The 17,536-nt window shown below is 36.1% G+C and carries 20 protein-coding genes and 2 riboswitches; of the genes, 18 read left to right on the top strand and 2 right to left on the bottom strand.

The window, feature by feature from the left end; translation table 11 throughout:
* Window positions 1-312: 312 nt before the first annotated feature.
* The 12 genes from hisZ to M014_RS0108195 all read left to right on the top strand — a co-directional run bounded on the left by hisZ (window position 313) and on the right by M014_RS0108195 (window position 9,175).
* Window positions 313-1,575: an ATP phosphoribosyltransferase regulatory subunit gene (gene hisZ, locus M014_RS0108250; RefSeq protein WP_026591295.1), complete on the top strand. Its 1,263-nt coding sequence runs from the start codon at window positions 313-315 to the stop codon at window positions 1,573-1,575.
* Window positions 1,551-2,186: an ATP phosphoribosyltransferase gene (gene hisG / locus M014_RS0108245; RefSeq protein WP_026591294.1), complete on the top strand. Its 636-nt coding sequence runs from the start codon at window positions 1,551-1,553 to the stop codon at window positions 2,184-2,186. The genes hisZ and hisG overlap by 25 nt, the downstream gene beginning before the upstream one ends.
* Before the next feature lie 13 nt (window positions 2,187-2,199).
* Window positions 2,200-3,489, top strand: coding sequence for a histidinol dehydrogenase (gene hisD / locus M014_RS0108240; RefSeq protein ID WP_026591293.1), 1,290 nt, complete (start codon window positions 2,200-2,202; stop codon window positions 3,487-3,489).
* Complete coding sequence (gene hisB / locus M014_RS0108235) at window positions 3,489-4,073, top strand: imidazoleglycerol-phosphate dehydratase HisB (RefSeq protein WP_026591292.1); 585 nt, start codon at window positions 3,489-3,491, stop codon at window positions 4,071-4,073. The genes hisD and hisB overlap by 1 nt, the downstream gene beginning before the upstream one ends.
* Window positions 4,074-4,703: an imidazole glycerol phosphate synthase subunit HisH gene (gene hisH / locus M014_RS0108230; RefSeq protein WP_026591291.1), complete on the top strand. Its 630-nt coding sequence runs from the start codon at window positions 4,074-4,076 to the stop codon at window positions 4,701-4,703. It begins immediately after the preceding gene.
* Complete coding sequence (gene hisA, locus M014_RS0108225) at window positions 4,676-5,395, top strand: 1-(5-phosphoribosyl)-5-[(5-phosphoribosylamino)methylideneamino]imidazole-4-carboxamide isomerase (protein ID WP_026591290.1); 720 nt, start codon at window positions 4,676-4,678, stop codon at window positions 5,393-5,395. The genes hisH and hisA overlap by 28 nt, the downstream gene beginning before the upstream one ends.
* Window positions 5,389-6,147: an imidazole glycerol phosphate synthase subunit HisF gene (gene hisF / locus M014_RS0108220; protein ID WP_026591289.1), complete on the top strand. Its 759-nt coding sequence runs from the start codon at window positions 5,389-5,391 to the stop codon at window positions 6,145-6,147. Before hisA ends, hisF begins: the two co-directional genes overlap by 7 nt.
* Window positions 6,144-6,449, top strand: coding sequence for a phosphoribosyl-AMP cyclohydrolase (gene hisI, locus M014_RS0108215; protein WP_026591288.1), 306 nt, complete (start codon window positions 6,144-6,146; stop codon window positions 6,447-6,449). Before hisF ends, hisI begins: the two co-directional genes overlap by 4 nt.
* Window positions 6,450-6,461: 12 nt before the next feature.
* Window positions 6,462-6,785 (top strand): phosphoribosyl-ATP diphosphatase, encoded by a 324-nt coding sequence (gene hisE / locus M014_RS0108210; RefSeq protein WP_026591287.1) that lies wholly within the window; start codon window positions 6,462-6,464, stop codon window positions 6,783-6,785.
* A 12-nt stretch (window positions 6,786-6,797) separates the two neighbouring features.
* On the top strand, window positions 6,798-7,820 hold the full coding sequence (locus M014_RS0108205; RefSeq protein ID WP_026591286.1) for a histidinol phosphate phosphatase domain-containing protein: 1,023 nt from the start codon (window positions 6,798-6,800) through the stop codon (window positions 7,818-7,820).
* Window positions 7,821-7,888: 68 nt separating this feature from the next.
* Window positions 7,889-8,053 carry a DUF4025 domain-containing protein gene (locus M014_RS28095; RefSeq protein ID WP_081810991.1) on the top strand — a complete coding sequence of 55 codons (165 nt, stop codon included), beginning with the start codon at window positions 7,889-7,891 and terminating at the stop codon, window positions 8,051-8,053.
* A 150-nt stretch (window positions 8,054-8,203) separates the two neighbouring features.
* Complete coding sequence (locus tag M014_RS0108195) at window positions 8,204-9,175, top strand: NAD(P)-dependent oxidoreductase (RefSeq protein WP_026591285.1); 972 nt, start codon at window positions 8,204-8,206, stop codon at window positions 9,173-9,175.
* Window positions 9,176-9,207: 32 nt separating this feature from the next.
* Here the strand turns inward: M014_RS0108195 and pssA are convergent, their stop codons facing one another.
* Both pssA and M014_RS0108185 read right to left on the bottom strand, forming a co-directional pair.
* On the bottom strand, window positions 9,208-9,915 hold the full coding sequence (pssA, locus tag M014_RS0108190; protein ID WP_026591284.1) for a CDP-diacylglycerol--serine O-phosphatidyltransferase: 708 nt from the start codon (window positions 9,913-9,915) through the stop codon (window positions 9,208-9,210).
* A 285-nt stretch (window positions 9,916-10,200) separates the two neighbouring features.
* Window positions 10,201-12,087, bottom strand: a complete 1,887-nt coding sequence (locus M014_RS0108185) for an LTA synthase family protein (RefSeq protein ID WP_026591283.1) — start codon at window positions 12,085-12,087, stop codon at window positions 10,201-10,203.
* 272 nt (window positions 12,088-12,359) lie between these two features.
* Here M014_RS0108185 and M014_RS0108180 point away from each other — a divergent pair, with 272 nt between their 5' ends.
* From M014_RS0108180 to cysC, 6 genes are all read left to right on the top strand, one after another.
* The gene (locus M014_RS0108180) at window positions 12,360-12,755 is read left to right on the top strand and encodes a DUF3888 domain-containing protein (RefSeq protein ID WP_026591282.1); all 396 of its coding nucleotides are present in this window, start codon (window positions 12,360-12,362) and stop codon (window positions 12,753-12,755) included.
* Between the two features lie 88 nt (window positions 12,756-12,843).
* A riboswitch (Lysine riboswitch) is annotated at window positions 12,844-13,026 on the top strand.
* Window positions 13,027-13,205: 179 nt separating this feature from the next.
* Complete coding sequence (gene lysA, locus M014_RS0108175; protein WP_026591281.1) at window positions 13,206-14,522, top strand: diaminopimelate decarboxylase; 1,317 nt, start codon at window positions 13,206-13,208, stop codon at window positions 14,520-14,522.
* Window positions 14,523-14,636: 114 nt separating this feature from the next.
* A riboswitch (SAM riboswitch) is annotated at window positions 14,637-14,744 on the top strand.
* 70 nt (window positions 14,745-14,814) lie between these two features.
* Entirely contained in the window at window positions 14,815-14,958 is a 144-nt protein-coding gene (locus M014_RS28090) for a YezD family protein (protein WP_081810990.1), read from the top strand.
* An 85-nt stretch (window positions 14,959-15,043) separates the two neighbouring features.
* Entirely contained in the window at window positions 15,044-15,748 is a 705-nt protein-coding gene (locus M014_RS0108165; RefSeq protein WP_026591280.1) for a phosphoadenylyl-sulfate reductase, read from the top strand.
* Window positions 15,749-15,793: 45 nt separating this feature from the next.
* A complete protein-coding gene (gene sat, locus M014_RS0108160; protein WP_026591279.1) occupies window positions 15,794-16,930 on the top strand; it encodes a sulfate adenylyltransferase in 1,137 nt (378 codons plus the stop codon).
* Between the two features lie 12 nt (window positions 16,931-16,942).
* Complete coding sequence (gene cysC / locus M014_RS0108155; protein WP_026591278.1) at window positions 16,943-17,536, top strand: adenylyl-sulfate kinase; 594 nt, start codon at window positions 16,943-16,945, stop codon at window positions 17,534-17,536.

The raw sequence follows: 17,536 nt of genomic DNA, 5'->3' as shown, positions 1-17,536 counted from the left end.
TTGAATTTTGTTTACATTCTGAATTTTGTGTTATATACTATGTGAAAATAAGAGGAGAAAGGGAGTAAGGATAATGTTTACATTACAATCTATTAATATGCTTACACAACTACATCATCATACATAAACCCTTGAACCTAGCGTGAACAACGTGTAGGTACAAGGGTTAGTCCCGTTGTACCTACACCCTATGAAAGGGCCTTGTAGGTATTTTTTCTACAAGGCCCTTTTTATTTTGTTCATGATTGCTATGGTGGGCATATATTAAAAGGGGAAATTTACTGATGAGAGCTTAAAGGAGTGTGAATCGGTATGACAAAATGGAAGCGAGCAAATCCAGATGGAACAAGAGATTATGTATTTGAAGAGTGTACGCTAATAGAAGAAGTTGAACAAAAATTACGACGTACTTTTTTAGAAAGAGGCTATGAGGAAATCCGAACGCCTACGATTGAATTTTATGATGTCTTTTCTTTTCGGAATCGTCCGATAGATGAAGAGAAAATGTATAAGTTCTTTGACCAGCAAGGACGCATTATCGTGTTAAGACCTGATATGACAATCCCACTTGCAAGAGTAATAGGAACTCATGGTGAGGAGGCACCAGTGAAATTAACATATAGTGGGAATGTGTTTCGAGCGAACGAGTCGCTAGCTGGAAAATACAATGAAATCATTCAAACAGGTATTGAAATAATTGGGATAGATAATATACGTGCTGAAATTGAATGTATCGTAAGCGCAATTCACGCTCTTCAAGCTGTGGGGATTCAATCTTTTACAATAGAATTAGGGCAAGTTCAGTTATACAAGTGTATCGTTAAAAAGCTGTCATTTGGAGAAGAGGAGGAGTCGCTTTTACGTACGTATATTGAAAGTAAAAATTATGCAGAACTATCCCGTTTTTTACAAGAAAGGAACTTAGATCGACGTGATGAAACTGTACAGTTACTTGAAAAGTTACCAAGATTATTCGGAAAACTTGAAGTAATTGAAGAAGCGGAAAAACTTGCTTCGAATTATGAGATGAAGCAAGCGATTGCGCGGGTTAAAGAAATTTATAAAACGATTGAAAAATTAGGATATGCTTCGTATATCTCGATTGACCTTGGAATGATTCAACATTTGCATTATTATACAGGAATTATTTTTAGAGGATATATATATGATGTTGGAGGAGAAATCGTTAGTGGCGGAAGATATGATGAATTGCTTGGTAATTTTGGGGAACCGATGCCAGCAGTTGGATTGGCTGTACAAGTAAATCAAATTGTCCGGATATTACAAGAACAGCAAAAACAATTCAAACGAAAAAAATTAGATATGATCATTCATTATTCTTTGGATCGGATAGCAGAAGCAGAAAGACTATGTGGTTTACTTCAGAAAGATGGTTGGAAAGTGGAGTTATCTATGTTTGAGAATTTGCAAGATACATTTCAGTTTGCGAAGAAGAATGGGATTACAAAAGTGATTGAAGCGACTGGAAAAGCATTAGTGGAATATATGTGGAAAGAAAAATGGGTGATACAGAAAGAAGGAGAAACTTCATGCGTAACATTCAAATTGCGTTAACGAAAGGAAGATTGGAGGAACATATTATCCCGCTTTTTGAAAAAATCGGTATAGATTGTTCGGAGCTGAAAGATAAAGGAAGAAGACTTGTTTTTCAAAGTGAAAATGCTAATATTTCGTTCATTCTTGTTAAAGCGGTTGATGTTGCAACATATGTAGAACATGGTGTTGCAGACATAGGTATTGTTGGAAAAGATATTTTAATGGAATATGAGAAAGATATATATGAAATGGTTGATTTAGAAGTAGGATGTTGTAAGTTTTGTGTCGCTTCTATTCCGACATATAATCCGAAAGGCTATCGAAAAAAGAGAATTGCTACAAAATATCCGCATATTACTTCCGGTTATTTTCGAGATAAGGGAGAAGATGTAGAAATTATTAAAATAGAAGGTTCAGTAGAAATCGCTCCACTTCTTGGATTAGCAGATGCGATTGTTGATATTGTAGAGACGGGAAAAACATTACAAGAAAATGGATTGATTGTATTTGAAGAAATGTATTCAATATCAGCTCGCATGATTGTAAATAAAGCTGCTTTAAAAACAAAAAAAGACGAAATATTCAATATTATAAATAAAATGGAGCGTGTCATCACTGCAGATAAATAAAGGGGGACTCTGGGTGGAAGTAATATCTGAAAACTACACGGAAGCGTTGAAGAGAATAAAACAGTTAAGAGAACAGGCTAATATAATAGAAGAAACTGTACAGATACGCGTAAGGGAAATTGTTGAGGGTGTGAGAAAAGGGAAAGATGAGGCACTATTTTCTTATACAAAAACTTTTGATGGAATTGAATTACAAAAATTACGTGTTGCAAAAGAAGAAGTTGAAAAAGCGAGTAAATATGTGGAATCTTCATTTCTAGAAGCATTGCAATGCGCAAAGGAAAACATCATCTCATACCATGAAAAACAAAAAAGACAATCCTTTTTAGATTGTGAAAATGAGGGTGTGATTCGTGGGCAACTGATTAGACCATTGCAAACAGTTGGTGTATATGTACCAGGAGGAACTGCATCGTATCCGTCATCTGTACTTATGAATGTATTACCTGCTAAAATTGCCGGTGTTCAGAAGGTTGTAATGGTAACACCGCCAGGGAAAGCGGGAATAGATCCACATATTTTAGCAGCTGCTGAAATTGCCGGTGTAGATGAAATCTATACAGTAGGTGGTGCACAAGCGATAGGAGCATTAGCATATGGGACAGAATCGATTCCGAAAGTTGATAAAATTGTCGGTCCAGGGAATATATATGTGGCTCTTGCAAAACGTGAGGTATTTGGAGTTGTTCATATCGATATGATTGCTGGACCATCTGAGATCGTTGTAATTGCTGACAAAACTGGAAATGCGTCTTTTATCGCAGCGGACTTATTATCTCAAGCTGAGCATGATGTGAGAGCAACAGCGATTTGTATTACAACTTGTGTAGAACTTGCTAAAGAGATAGAAAGAGAAATAAAGCAGCAACTTCGGGAATTGCCAAGAAGTGAAATAGCTTGTGAATCAATAGAAAGAAACGGAGCAATTCTCGTTGTTCCTTCGCTAGAGCACGCGTTTCAATTGTCAAATGAAATAGCACCGGAGCATTTAGAGTTGCACATAAAAGAGCCGATGAACGCTTTGGCATATATTCAGCATGCGGGTTCGATTTTTATTGGTCCGTATGCACCAGAGCCACTTGGAGATTATTTTGCAGGACCCAATCATGTACTGCCAACAAGCGGAACGGCGCGTTTCTTTTCACCGTTATCGGTTGATGATTTTGTGAAAAAATCGAGCTTTGTATCCTATACAAAAGAAGCGTTACAAAACGTTCAACATCATATTACAACGCTCGCTGATAAAGAGGGACTACATGCGCATGCAAGAGCAATACAAATTCGATTTGAGGAGGAGAAATAATGCGTGAGGCAAGTCAAGTACGAGGAACGACAGAAACAAAAATCAAACTGAGTTTACAACTAGATGAAAGTACAAATGTTGCGATTCAAACAGGTGTGGGGTTTTTTGATCATATGTTAACTTTGTTTGCAAGACATGGACGATTTGGTTTGCAAATCGAAGCAGAAGGTGATGTGTTTGTTGACGCTCATCATACTGTTGAAGATGTTGGTATTGTACTTGGAAATTGTTTGAAAGAGGCACTGCAAAATAAAGAAGGGATTAATCGTTACGGAGCGGCATATGTACCAATGGATGAAGCATTAGGCTTTGTAGCAATTGATATAAGCGGAAGGTCTTATCATGTCTTTCAAGGTGAATTGAAAAATCCTAAGTTAGGAGATTTTGATACAGAGCTGACAGAGGAGTTTTTTAGAGCGGTTGCCCACGCTGCCAATATCACACTACATGCTCGAATATTATATGGAAGTAATACCCATCACAAAATTGAAGCGTTATTTAAAGCGTTTGGACGTGCACTGCGTGAAGCGGTGGACAAAAATGACAAAATTGTTGGTGTAAACTCTACGAAAGGACTGTTGTAATTGATTGCAATTGTAGATTATGGAATGGGGAATATTCGCAGTGTTGAACAGGCGTTAACACGTATTGGGGCTAAGCATATTGTAACAGATGATAAAGAGAAGATATTACAAAGTGACGGTGTGATCTTACCAGGAGTTGGAGCTTTTCCAAAAGCAATGATTGCTTTGCAGGAAAAAGATCTCGTTTCAGTAATTCAAGAAATTGGAGCACAAGGAAAACCACTACTTGGTATTTGTTTAGGGATGCAGATTTTATTTGAAGAAAGTGAAGAAATAGAGAGAACAAAAGGATTAGGTTTGTTGCCAGGAGTAGTTCGAAAGCTGAAAGTCCCTTATAAAATACCGCATATGGGCTGGAATCAATTAAAGAAGAAACGGGAAATGGAGCTGTGGAATGGAGTAGAAAATGGTTCATTTGTGTATTATGTTCATTCCTATTATGTAGATTGTCCAAGTGAGATTGTATGTGGTAGTAGTGACTATAAGATTGATATTCCAGGGATTGTTGCGAAAGGGAATATATTTGGAGCGCAGTTTCACCCTGAAAAAAGCGGTGATATCGGAATACAAATGTTAAGAAACTTTAAAGGAGTGGTAGAATCATGGAAATCTTCCCAGCTATCGATTTAAAACAAGGGCGGTGTGTTAGGCTTTATCAAGGAGAATTTAATAAGGAAAAAGTTATGAATGAAAATCCAGTTGCTCAAGCATTATTATTTGAAAAATTAGGTGCAAGAACATTACACATTGTTGATTTAGACGGGGCGGTTGCAGGTCAATCAATGAATCTTTCTGTAATTGAGGATATATGTAAAGCAGTTCGAATTCCGGTTCAAGTAGGCGGAGGAATACGCTCTCTTAAAACGATTGAAAAGTTACTGTCAGTAGGAGTAGAAAAAGTTATTTTAGGAACGGCAGCATTGTACGATCGTCCTTTTTTAGAAGAAGCAGTTCGTTTATATGGAGAAAATATTATTGTTGGTATTGATGCGAAAAATGGTTTTGTTGCAACAAGAGGCTGGTTAGATGTGTCTGAAATTTCTTATATTGACCTTGCGAAGAAAATGGAAAGTGCCGGCGTGCAAACAATCATTTTTACAGATATTGCAAAAGATGGTACGTTAGAGGGTCCGAACTTCGAGCAACTGCAATTACTACAGAAAGCGGTGGCGATCCGTATTGTTGCATCAGGCGGCGTATGCTCATTGCAAGATATACAGAAGTTAAACGATATGAATGTCTATGGCGTTATTATCGGAAAAGCGTTATATGAAAAAACAATTGATTTAGAAGAGGCATTGCAGGTGACAAAGATATGTTAACGAAGCGAATCATTCCATGTTTAGATGTGAAAGATGGCCGTGTTGTAAAGGGTGTGAATTTTGTAGGATTACAAGATGTTGGTGATCCTGTTGAAATAGCTGATTTGTATAATAAAGCAGGTGCAGATGAAATTGTTTTTTTAGATATTACGGCGACGCATGAGGGGAGAAAAACAATTATAGATGTTGTAGAGAGAGCGGCGTCAAAAGTGTTTATTCCGCTTACAGTTGGGGGTGGGATTTCCACTATTCAAGATATATATGCCTTGCTAAGAGCAGGTGCGGACAAAGTTTCACTTAATTCAGCGGCAGTACGAAATCCAAAATTAGTTGGGGAAGGAGCCGAACATTTTGGTTCCCAATGTATTGTTGTCGCAATTGATGCAAGGAAAGTAAAAGAAAATAAATGGAACGTATATGTAAATGGTGGACGGATTGATACAGGAATTGATGCTGTACAATGGGCAAAGCAGGTAGAACAGTTAGGGGCTGGCGAGATTTTACTTACGAGTATGGATGCAGATGGGACGAAGGATGGCTATGATATTCGTTTGACTAAAACAATTTCAGAAGCTGTCTCGATTCCAGTTATTGCATCAGGAGGATGTGGAAGCGCGGAACATATTGTAAAGGTGTTTCAAAAAACATCGGTAAATGCAGCATTAGCAGCCTCTATTTTTCACTATGGTGAGGCAACAGTGCAAGAGGTGAAGAAAAAATTACAAGAAGGGAAAATTGAGGTGAGAATATGACGCCTGATTTCTCAAAGGGATTGTTGCCAGCTATTGTGGTAGAAGAAGAAACAAAAGAAGTTTTGATGTTAGCATATATGAATGAAGAAGCATATAAAAAAACGTTAGAGACGAAGAAAACATGGTTTTATTCACGCTCGCGGCAAGCGTTATGGAATAAAGGAGAAACGTCTGGGCACATGCAGTATGTTCAATCTCTGTATTTAGATTGTGATCAAGATTCGATTGTAATTATGGTTAAGCAAGTAGGACCAGCTTGTCATACAGGAGAGAAAACATGCTTTCATTATAAAATCATATAGGGGGATCTGAGGATGGAAGACGTACTGAAGTCTTTATATGAAACTATTGAGCAGCGTAAAGAAAGTCCAATTTCGGAATCATATACAAGTTATTTATTTACAAAAGGTGAAGATAAGATTTTAAAAAAAATAGGGGAAGAGTGTACAGAAGTTGTGATCGCTGCAAAAAACGATGATAAAGAAGAACTTATAAAAGAAATGGTCGATGTGATTTATCACTGCTTTGTTTTACTAGCCACAAAAAATATTCCATTAGAAGATGTGTTAGAAGAAGTGAAAGAGAGACAAGGAAAGCTCTCAAAAACAGGGGAACGAAAAGAAATTGATACATTATAAGGGGGGAAGAGTATGAAAGTAGATTATCACCTTCATTTAGAAGAAGGTCCGTATTCAATAGGATGGTTGGCGAGAATAAATGAATCGCTAGAACATTTTCAACCACTCAAAGAAGAAAAGCACTCTATTGAATGGCTCATGAAAACACAAGAACGTTTGCAAAAGCGTGTGCAAGACGGTCCGTTTACAGCGGAATGGATTGATTTATATTTAGAAGAAGCACTGCAAAAAGGAATAAAAGAAGTGGGGATTGTTGATCATCTCTATCGCTTTTATGAGGCAAAAGAGTATTACGAAAAATATGTAGACATTAGTGATTCAAAGCTCGGTCGACTGCAGAAAGAATGGCTAGATCAAGTGCGGGTAGCTTCCATTTCTGATTTTACAAAAGCAATTCAAGAGGCAAAGGAGCGTTGGAGAAAAAGAGGAGTAGTACTGCGCCTTGGGATTGAAGCGGATTATTTTATTGATGGAGAGAGAGAGCTAGAAGATTTGTTAGCATTAGGAGATTGGGATTATGTAATTGGTTCTGTCCATTTTATTGATGGATGGGGATTTGATAACCCAGATACGAAAGAATATTTCGAAAATCATCAGCTAAATACATTGTATGGTGCCTTTTTCACAACAGTAGAAAAGGCAGTTCGTTCGAGATTATTTGATATTGTAGCGCACCTTGATAATATAAAAGTATTTAATTATCGATTAGATGAAAATGTACAGATTCCATATTACGAAAGAATTGCTAAGGCATTAATAGAAACAAATACAGCAACGGAAGTAAATGCTGGATTATATTATCGTTATCCTGTTCGAGAGATGTGTCCAAGTCCGCTTTATTTACAAGCGTTAGCGCAGCATAAAGTACCGATTACTCTTTCATCAGATGCTCATTACCCAAATGACTTAGGAAATTATATCCGGGAAAATGTGAAAACATTACGTAATCATGGTATTTCTCATGTTGCTACATTTGAAAAACGGGTGAGGAAGATGAAGCTGCTTGAAGAAGAATCGGTAACTGTTTCAAAGTAAAAATGATTTTGTGATGAAAACCTTTCTTTTTGCTCAAAATAAAAAAGAATGATAAAGGAGGGTTTGAAATGACAAAACAAAACAACAAACAGAACATGAAAGTGACGAATCAAAGTTATGCTTCCCAAACGAACGAGGAAGTTGATTCTGTAGTGCAAGAACAAATTAGTGATACGGTAGCAGAAGGAACGATTGATGTAAAGCTTGGAAAACAATCTAGTGAAGAGCAATAAATAAAAGAGGAGATATCGATCTCCTCTTTTATTATGTGGAAAAGTGTCAGTTTTCGGAACTGTAATCAAATTTCTTGGCTTTTTTGATATAGATTTCTTACAATAAAATATAAAGGAGTTTTCATTTTTAAATAGAAGAGGTGCTTATTAGTGGCGAAAATATTAGTGGCAGGAAAAATTCCAGAAATCGGACTACAATTATTACAAAATCATGATGTGGAAATGTATGATAAGGAAGGATTAATTAGTGTAGAGGAACTAGCAGAACGAGTAAAGGAAAAAGATGCACTGTTAAGTTTACTTTCAACAAAGGTAACAAAGGAAGTAATTGATGTAGCACCTGATTTGGAAATCATTGCCAACTATGGTGCGGGTTACGATAATATCGATTATATGTATGCTGCAGAAAAAGGAATTACAGTTACAAATACACCAAAAGTTTCAACAGAAGCAACAGCAGAGTTAACATTTGCCCTTCTTTTAGCAGCTGCAAGACGAATTCCAGAAGGGGATACATTATGTCGTACTGTAGGATTTAATGGCTGGGCACCACTCTTTTTCCTAGGCCGAGAAATATATGGGAAAACAATTGGAATCATCGGCCTTGGTGAAATTGGAAAAGCAGTTGCGAAACGTGCAAAAGCATTTGGAATGAATGTGATTTATACAGGACCAAACCGTAAGGATGAGGCAGAAAGTGAATTAGAAGCAATATATGTAACATTAGAAGAACTATTACAAACAGCAGACTTTATTACGATTAATTGTGCGTATAATCCAAGTCTTCATCATATGATTGATGAAGAACAATTTAAAATGATGAAGAAAACAGCATATATCATAAATGCAGCACGTGGTCCAATTATGAATGAACTAGCGCTTGCTCATGCGTTAGAGACAAATGAAATTGAAGGGGCGGCTCTTGATGTATTTGAGTTTGAACCGAAAATTACAGAGAGATTAAAGGGACTGAAAAATGTTGTTCTTACTCCGCATGTTGGAAACGCAACGTTTGAAACACGTGACGCTATGGCTGAAATGGCAGTACGTAACATTTTAGCTGTATTAGAAGGAGAGGAACCATTAACACCTGTGAAACAAAAAGTATTAGTTACAAAATAGCAAGAACCCTTCCGAATTCGGAAGGGTTCTTGCTATTTTTCTTTATTTGCTCGTTTTTTATGAGATGGCCTTTGTCTAAGAAATTGAGATAACATAAACAAAATATAAAGTGGAATAGCAATGAATAGAAATACTGAAATGTTGCCAAAACTCGTTTTATACATTGTATAAATACTACCAATTAAAAATAGCGTAACAATAATGCTGTAACGTGGAATTGGTACATCTTTTAAACTTGGGATTCGAATACGACTTACCATTAAAAATGCAAACGTTACAAATACCGTAATGAGGACGATTTTTGGAATGGTATTTGAAAACAATGTTAAGAAGGCAACAAGTCCTCCTGCTGCAGTAATAGGAACACCAGTGAAATACTTCATAGAAGTAGAGGATGGCGTTACATTGAACCTTGCTAAGCGATATGCTCCGAATAGGGGGAATAGTCCTGCTATGTATAGTCCAATAATTCCGTAATTGGAAAAGGAGGTGTAGTACATTAAAACCGCAGGCGCAGCACCGAATGTTACAACATCTGCTAGTGAATCAAGTTCTTTTCCCATTTGTGAATCAACACGCAATAAACGAGCAACCCGACCATCAAGACTATCTAACATCATCCCGATTAGTACTAAAATAGCAGCTGGTTTATAATACCCTAAAGATGCATAGCCGATTGATAAAAATCCACTGTATAAATTTCCGAGCGTAAATAAGTTTGGAATTGCTGCTCTATACAAAATCTGATCCCTTGCTTTCTGTAATAAATTCTTAATTAGTGTATGAAAGTTTACTTATTTTATCATAACATAAATTTCTTTCGACGTACGAAAAAATTCCCATTTTGTGAAAGATTTCATAACGTGAAACCCTCATTTAGCTTAATGGTGGGATTCGATAAAGTGAGGGTTGAGCTAAGGGAGAGAGAGGGGTGCTAGATAAGATCGTCATGTTTATGAAAGAGTAAAGATTTAATTAAGAAAAAAGAAACCTCAAGTTGTTATCATTTGAGGTTTCTTTGAAATTTATTCAAATTTAGTTATCATTGATCCTGTTTTATATGTATTGTTAGGATCAAATCGTAATAAATCTCCATATATAAGTTTGTCGGAATAATTTAATTCTGTTTTTGCTTTTTCAATATATGGCTGGCAAATTGCTGAATCAATAGGTTCACCTGTGCTTTTTTTATAGCACATATTCTTTGTATAAACATAATCGTTTGTTACGAAACTACCATCACGCATAATCATAAGTGGATCTTCATTTTTTATAAATAAATCAGTACCAAATTCAATGGATTGGTTTGTTTTGATACCAAGTAAATGGAGCAATGTTGGTTTTAAATCGATTTGTCCAGATACTTTGGGAATGATTTTTCCTTCTTGACCAGGAACGTGAATAATAAGTGGTACACGTTGCAGCTGCATTGAATCAAATGGAGTTATGGATTCTTTACCGAGAAACTGTGCCATCGCAGTATTATGGTTTTCAGAAATACCATAATGATCTCCATAAATAACTATAACTGAATTATCATATAGCCCCTCTTCTTTTAATCGATTGATAAATAGTTTAAGAGCTTCGTCTGTATAGCGAACGGTTGGGAAATAACGATTGAATACACCACTCTCAGAATTATACTCATTAATGTATTGATCTTCTGGATTTAAAAGAAATGGGAAATGATTTGTTAATGTAATAAATTTTGTGTAAAACGGTTGTGGCAAGGATTTAAGCTTTGAAATCGATTGTTCAAAGAACTCTTTATCTTTTAGTCCCCAACCAACAGACATTTGTTCTGTTCCTGTATAATCATTGAGGTTAAAATAACGATCGTATCCGAGTGCTGGATACATTACATCCCGATTCCAAAAGGTTTTATCATTTGAATGAAATACAGCGGAATAATATCCGTATTTTTTTAACTGTTCAGGAGTTGCTGTGTATTCATTTTTTGCATGCGTAAAGAATACAGAGCCGCGGTCTAATGGGTATAATGAATTTTCTACAATAAATTCGGCATCGGATGTTTTTCCTTGTCCAGTTTGATGATAAAAGTTATCGAAGTAATAACTATCTTTTATAAATTGATTTAAAAATGGAGTAATTTCTTTTCCATTTATTTTTTTGTTGATAACAAAATTTTGTGTGGATTCCATTGAAATTAAAATGACGTTCTTTCCTTTTGCAGCTCCGAATAAATTTTTATCAACTTGTTTATCTTTTGAATTCACATAGTTTTTAATTTCAGAAAAACCGTCTCCACTTGCAAATACACGCTCTGCAGAAGATTTAGACTGAAGTGTAATGTCAAATAGGTGATACGTGTATAAACCTAGATTTTTCACAACAGTTTGACGATCAAAAGAGTGTGAAAATAACTGTGGCTTATGAATGACAGAAACAATAACTTGCAATGCTAATAGAGCTGTTACACCACTAAAAAAGGTTCGTTTTTCAGAGCGGGACAGTGGTGTGTTATCACAAAAGTTCGGGAACTTACGTGAAATAAAAATTAAGATCATCGCATCTGCAAATAGAAGTAATGTTTTGTACGTAAATAGTTCTTTAATACTTGTTCCTAAATCAGCCATGTTATTTGTTTGGAATAGAACAGGGAATGTGACAAAGTCATTATAAAATCCATAAAACATTGCATTTCCAAATAAAATAAATGACAGCAAAAAGCTTATTCCAATAATAATTCGATTTCGATATTTTGATGCTAATAAAGCTAGACCAAAAAATAAAAGCAATGAAGCAATTGGATTAAACAAAAGCATCATTTCTTCGAAGAAGCTATCAATTTTAATATCGAAGGCTAGCTTGTACACAATATATGTTTTGATCCATAATAAAACGACTGCAACAAGTGCAAATCGTAATTTTGGGAACAAATGTTGTAACATAATATACTCCTCTCCTATACTTATGACAGTTATAGTGATTGTACCTTACTGAATAGAAGTTTCACTATATATACGAACAGCCCTATATGATTATGATTATTATACTATGTGTACTATTATACGAGAACAAAGCGGGATTGTGGATGATTTTTGTAATAATCGAGTAGAAAAAGAGAAGTGGGAGAAAATAAAATGAAACTTTAATTCATGGATGCTGATCCATTGATTAAAATAATGGGATGAAAACGTTGCGTAAGAATATGGAGGTTGTAATGAAAAAGTTACTTTGTTTAGCATTATGTAGTGTTTTTATATTATTTTCTTCTCCAGCAGCGATTGCAGCACAATATGATGTACCTTTAATGGAGGATGCCCTCTATTCTGTATTGTTTCCAAAAATAAACGCTGCGATTGAAAAGAATTATGGAAAACTAAAGCCATATGATTGTCCCAAAATCGTGAGTTTAAAAAAAATTTATAGTGGTACATATGTATTTCAAGCTGTAATTGAAGTGACAAAATATGAAGTTAAAAGGGGAAAGGTGCTTCCGCCATTTGAAAAAATAAGAATTACGTTTGATAATGATGAGGGAGAATGGACTGTGAAAAAAATAGATATAAAGCGCTTGCCGAATGATACGAAATTAAATTGTAAAAAATTAATGTAAAAAATTGTTTGACAAATAAATTATTCGTTTGGTATTGTTAATACCAATATAAGCTGTTTGAAAATTAAATAGTATTACCTCATCTACTCTCAAAGGTAGAGGCCGCGATAGGAAAGAGTAAGCTATGGGAGATTTAGTGGAATCTGTGATCATAGATTGAAAGGGACTATTGCCGAAATATAAGATTGACCACATCATTCATATATTGGGACTACATTGAATAAATGTAGTACTGTCATAAAATTTTATTTTATGGAGAGCTATTTGGAGATGTTGATGCGGTTTCTTATTTGAGAAGATAACAACTCGTTTATTTTTTCATGATATATGATTCCTAATAAGAAACGCGTGTGAACATTGTTCCGCGCGTTTTTTGTTTATCCAAAAGCGTGCTGCAATGAATAGAAGACTGGGGTTATAAGTTGTAGAGGGAATAAGGGAGGAATTCAAATGTATTTACACGGCACAAGCCGAATCAATGAGCAAGGACACTTAGAAATTGGAGGATGCGATACAGCGCAACTAGCTAAACAATATGGAACACCACTTTATGTATACGATGAGGCTTCTATTCGTGAAAAATGTCACGCGTTTCATCGTGCTTTCCAGGAAAGTGGATTCTCTTATCAAGTAGCGTATGCAAGTAAAGCGTTCTTGTGCATGGAGATGTGCCGAGTAGCTCGTGAAGAAAATATGTCGTTAGATGTTGTTTCTGGCGGTGAATTGTATACTGCTCTGCAGGCGGGCTTTCCTGCATCGCGCATTCATTTTCATGGTAATAATAAGACCGAAGAAGAAATCATAATGGCACTACAAGCAGATATTGGATGCTTTGTAGTAGACAATTTCTTTGAAATGGAAGTATTACATGATTTAGCACAGCAGTATGGAAAAATTGTAAATATATTAATTCGAGTTACACCTGGGGTAGAGGCACATACGCATGAATATATTACAACAGGGCAAGATGATTCGAAATTTGGTTTTGGGGTTTCTACTGGCCAGGCAATGCAGGCAATTCAAATAGCGTTAGGAAAATCAAATTATAATGTGTTAGGCATTCATTCGCATATTGGGTCACAAATTTTTGAAACAGCAGGATTTGTTCGGGCGATTGAAGTATTGTATAACTTTTTAGAAGAAATAAGAGAACAGACTGGTTATGTTGTAACGGTGTTAAACGTCGGTGGAGGTTTTGGGATTCGATATACGGAAGCTGATACACCACTTACACTTGAAACATATGTGCATGCTGTCACTGATGCAGTGAGAGAACAATTTACACGAAATAATTATCCCCTTCCTGAAATATGGATTGAACCAGGTCGTAGTATCGTTGGGGATACAGGAACAACAATTTATACAGTAGGAGCTGTAAAAAATATTCCTGGTATTCGTAAATATGTGTCAGTCGATGGTGGAATGACAGATAATTTAAGACCAGCTTTATATGGAGCACGTTATGAGGCGATCTTAGCAAATCGAGGGAAAGCAGCGGCTGAAGAAGTTGTTTCAATTGCTGGAAAGTGTTGTGAGAGTGGGGATATGCTTATTTGGGATATAGAATTGCCACAAGTTGCTCCAGGAGATCTGTTAGCAATTTCTTGTACAGGAGCATATGGATATTCTATGGCGAACAATTATAATCGCATTCGTAGACCAGCTGTAGTATTTGCAAAAGATGGAGAGTCGCAAGTTGTTGTTGAACGTGAAACATATGAAAATATAATTGGGAACGATCGCATACACATAAAAGAGCTTGTGTAATCAATAAGAAGGAGTTGCTTAGACTGAGCAACTCCTTTAAAAAAGAAAAAATATAAAATATATCGGAAAACTAGGATTGAAAAAAATCAGAATTATGATAAAATACAGATACAAAGCTTATCAAGAGAAGCGGAGGGAACTGGCCCTACGAAGCTCAGCAACCTGCTTATGAAAGCAAGGTGCTAAGTCCAGCAAAATGGCATCCATTTTGAAAGATAAGGTAAAATATATTACCGAACAGTCTTTTCGAAATGGAAAAGATTTTTTTTATGAATAAAAAGGGGGGCTGTTCGTGGGAGTACGTGGACATTTTGACGAAGTAGCTGAGAAAATTCAAACGATGCTTGCAGGTATGAAATATGGTTCCATTACAATTGTTGTGCAAGATGGAAAAGTGATTCAGCTTGAGAAAAGTGAAAAAGTACGCTTAAAGTAAAAAGCGCTGACTAGAAAAACTAGAGGCGGTTTTAATCTATTTTATTAGGTTAAAACCGTCTTTTTGTGTTATAGGGGGAAATAACATGCTGACGTATGAAACGTGGAAAGAGGATTTCATTTCTTTTTCTGAGGAAGATGAAACGAAGGGAGCATTACAAGTATTAGAATGGGCTTATAAACATTATGAGGATGATATTGTATACGCATGTAGCTTTGGTGTAGAGGGGATGGTGTTACTACATCTTATAAATCAAGTAAATCCATCTGCAAACGTTGTATTTTTGGATACAAACGTTCATTTTCAAGAAACATACGATTTAATTAAGCGAGTGCGCGAAAGGTTTCCGAATCTCAAAATTACTGAAAAACAACCCTCGCTAACGCTTGAAGAGCAAGCAAAGGAGCATGGGGATAATCTGTGGGAGCATAATCCCAATCTTTGTTGTAAATTAAGAAAAATTTTACCGCTGGAAGAGTCTTTATCAAGTAGGAAATCTTGGATATCGGGACTAAGAAGGGAACAATCTGAAACACGTAAACATACAAGATTTATCAATCAAGATCATCGCTTTCAATCTATTAAAATTTGTCCACTCATTCATTGGACGTGGAAGGAAGTGTGGCGTTACGTATTTAAGCATCATTTACCGTATAATCCGCTGCACGACGTTGGGTATCCAAGTATAGGTTGTGAAAAATGTACATTGCCTATTGGAGAAGGAGGAGATTCCAGAGACGGACGATGGGCTGGAAAGTCGAAAACGGAATGTGGCCTTCATTATCAATAAGAATTTAAGCACTTTTAAATATATGTGAAAGAGGCGGACAGGAAAATGAGTAAAACAAACATATTAGTAAATCGCGTTGATGAATCATATGAAATAAAGGGAGTTACAAAAGAAATTGAATTAGACCAAATGGCTTTAAGTGATTTAGAGCTTCTTGCAGTAGGTGGTTATAGCCCCCTTACAGGATTTTTAGGGAAAGAGGATTATCAATCTGTAATAGAAACAATGCGCCTAGTAAAAGGGAGTGTATGGAGTATCCCTATCACACTACCAATAACGGAAGCAAAGGCGAAGCAATTAAAAATTGGTGAAGAGGTTCGTCTTGTCAAAGAGGGAATCACGTATGGTGCCATTCAAATAGAAGATATTTTTACACCGGATAAAGAGAAAGAAGCGTTGCTTGTCTATAAAACCACTGATATTGCCCATCCAGGTGTGAAAAAATTATATGATAGACCGAATATTTATGTTGGAGGAACAATCACGCTTGTAAAGCGTTTTAAAAATGATAAGTTTGCTTCTTATCACTTAGATCCAAGCGAAACTCGTGCAGAATTTAAAAAGCGAGGTTGGAAAACGGTAGTAGGTTTTCAAACAAGAAACCCTGTCCACCGTGCACATGAGTATATTCAAAAGTCTGCACTGGAGATTGTAGACGGCTTATTTTTGAATCCGCTTGTTGGTGAAACGAAATCAGATGATATTCCAGCTGATGTGCGTATGGAAAGTTATGAAGTGCTGTTGAAAAATTATTATCCGAGTGATCGTGTCTTTTTAAGTGTTTTTCCAGCGGCAATGCGTTATGCGGGACCACGTGAAGCGATATTTCATGCGCTAGTTAGAAAAAACTTTGGCTGTACACACTTTATTGTCGGACGTGATCATGCGGGGGTAGGTAATTATTATGGCACGTACGAAGCGCAAGAGATTTTTGCGAACTTTACAGTAGATGAGTTAGGGATTACACCACTCTTTTTTGAACATAGTTTTTACTGTACCAAATGTGAAGCGATGGCTTCTACGAAAACGTGTCCACATAGTAAAGATGACCATGTTATTTTATCTGGTACAAAAGTACGAGAGATGTTACGAAATAGAGAAATTCCGCCAAGTACATTTAGCCGTAAAGAGGTGATAGAAATATTAATTCGTGGTTTGCAAAAAGAAGTCGTTACAAAATAAGGAGAGAGTAAGATGGGAAGAAATATTACTTGGCATACAGCATCTGTTTCAAAAAAAGAAAGACGGAAGAAAAGTGATCACCACAGTTTTGTGCTCTGGTTCACTGGATTATCAGCTTCTGGAAAATCAACAGTAGCCAATGTGGTTGCTAAAAAGTTGTTCGAAAGAAATATAGGGAATTATGTACTCGATGGCGATAATATTCGTCATGGTTTAAATAAAGATTTGGGCTTTTCCGAAAGTGATCGGACAGAAAACATTCGTCGTATTGGTGAAGTGGCGAAGTTATTTGTAGATCAAGGGACAATTGTATTAACAGCATTTATTTCACCATTCCGAGTGGATCGTCAGCAAGTACGCGATATTCTTGAAACGGACGAATTTATCGAAGTGTTTGTAAAGTGTCCAATAGAAGAATGTGAGAAACGTGATCCGAAAGGACTCTATAAAAAAGCGAGGCAAGGCGATATTAAGCAATTTACTGGTATTGATTCGCCGTATGAGGAGCCTGTAGAGGCAGAAGTGGTAGTAGAAACAAATCTTTATTCAATCGAACAATGTGCAGAACAAATTATTGGTTACTTACAAGAGCGTAGCTTTATATAG

This window comes from Bacillus sp. UNC437CL72CviS29 (genome assembly GCF_000482345.1).
GTDB lineage: Bacteria > Bacillota > Bacilli > Bacillales > Bacillaceae_G > Bacillus_A > Bacillus_A arachidis.
Note: the sequence above shows the minus strand (reverse complement) of the source record. Positions and strands in the feature narration are given on the sequence as shown.

Bases quoted from the DNA above. Each gene is read 5' to 3' on its own strand.
- hisZ (WP_026591295.1), top strand. From the start codon at position 313: ATGACAAAATGGAAGCGAGCAAATCCAGATGGAACAAGAGATTATGTA.
- hisG (WP_026591294.1), top strand. From the start codon at position 1,551: ATGCGTAACATTCAAATTGCGTTAACGAAAGGAAGATTGGAGGAACAT.
- hisB (WP_026591292.1), top strand. From the start codon at position 3,489: ATGCGTGAGGCAAGTCAAGTACGAGGAACGACAGAAACAAAAATCAAA.
- hisA (WP_026591290.1), top strand. From the start codon at position 4,676: ATGGAAATCTTCCCAGCTATCGATTTAAAACAAGGGCGGTGTGTTAGG.
- hisF (WP_026591289.1), top strand. From the start codon at position 5,389: ATGTTAACGAAGCGAATCATTCCATGTTTAGATGTGAAAGATGGCCGT.
- hisI (WP_026591288.1), top strand. From the start codon at position 6,144: ATGACGCCTGATTTCTCAAAGGGATTGTTGCCAGCTATTGTGGTAGAA.
- hisE (WP_026591287.1), top strand. From the start codon at position 6,462: ATGGAAGACGTACTGAAGTCTTTATATGAAACTATTGAGCAGCGTAAA.
- M014_RS0108205 (WP_026591286.1), top strand. From the start codon at position 6,798: ATGAAAGTAGATTATCACCTTCATTTAGAAGAAGGTCCGTATTCAATA.
- M014_RS28095 (WP_081810991.1), top strand. From the start codon at position 7,889: ATGACAAAACAAAACAACAAACAGAACATGAAAGTGACGAATCAAAGT.
- M014_RS0108185 (WP_026591283.1), bottom strand. From the start codon at position 12,087: ATGTTACAACATTTGTTCCCAAAATTACGATTTGCACTTGTTGCAGTC.
- M014_RS0108180 (WP_026591282.1), top strand. From the start codon at position 12,360: ATGAAAAAGTTACTTTGTTTAGCATTATGTAGTGTTTTTATATTATTT.
- lysA (WP_026591281.1), top strand. From the start codon at position 13,206: ATGTATTTACACGGCACAAGCCGAATCAATGAGCAAGGACACTTAGAA.
- M014_RS0108165 (WP_026591280.1), top strand. From the start codon at position 15,044: ATGCTGACGTATGAAACGTGGAAAGAGGATTTCATTTCTTTTTCTGAG.
- sat (WP_026591279.1), top strand. From the start codon at position 15,794: ATGAGTAAAACAAACATATTAGTAAATCGCGTTGATGAATCATATGAA.
- cysC (WP_026591278.1), top strand. From the start codon at position 16,943: ATGGGAAGAAATATTACTTGGCATACAGCATCTGTTTCAAAAAAAGAA.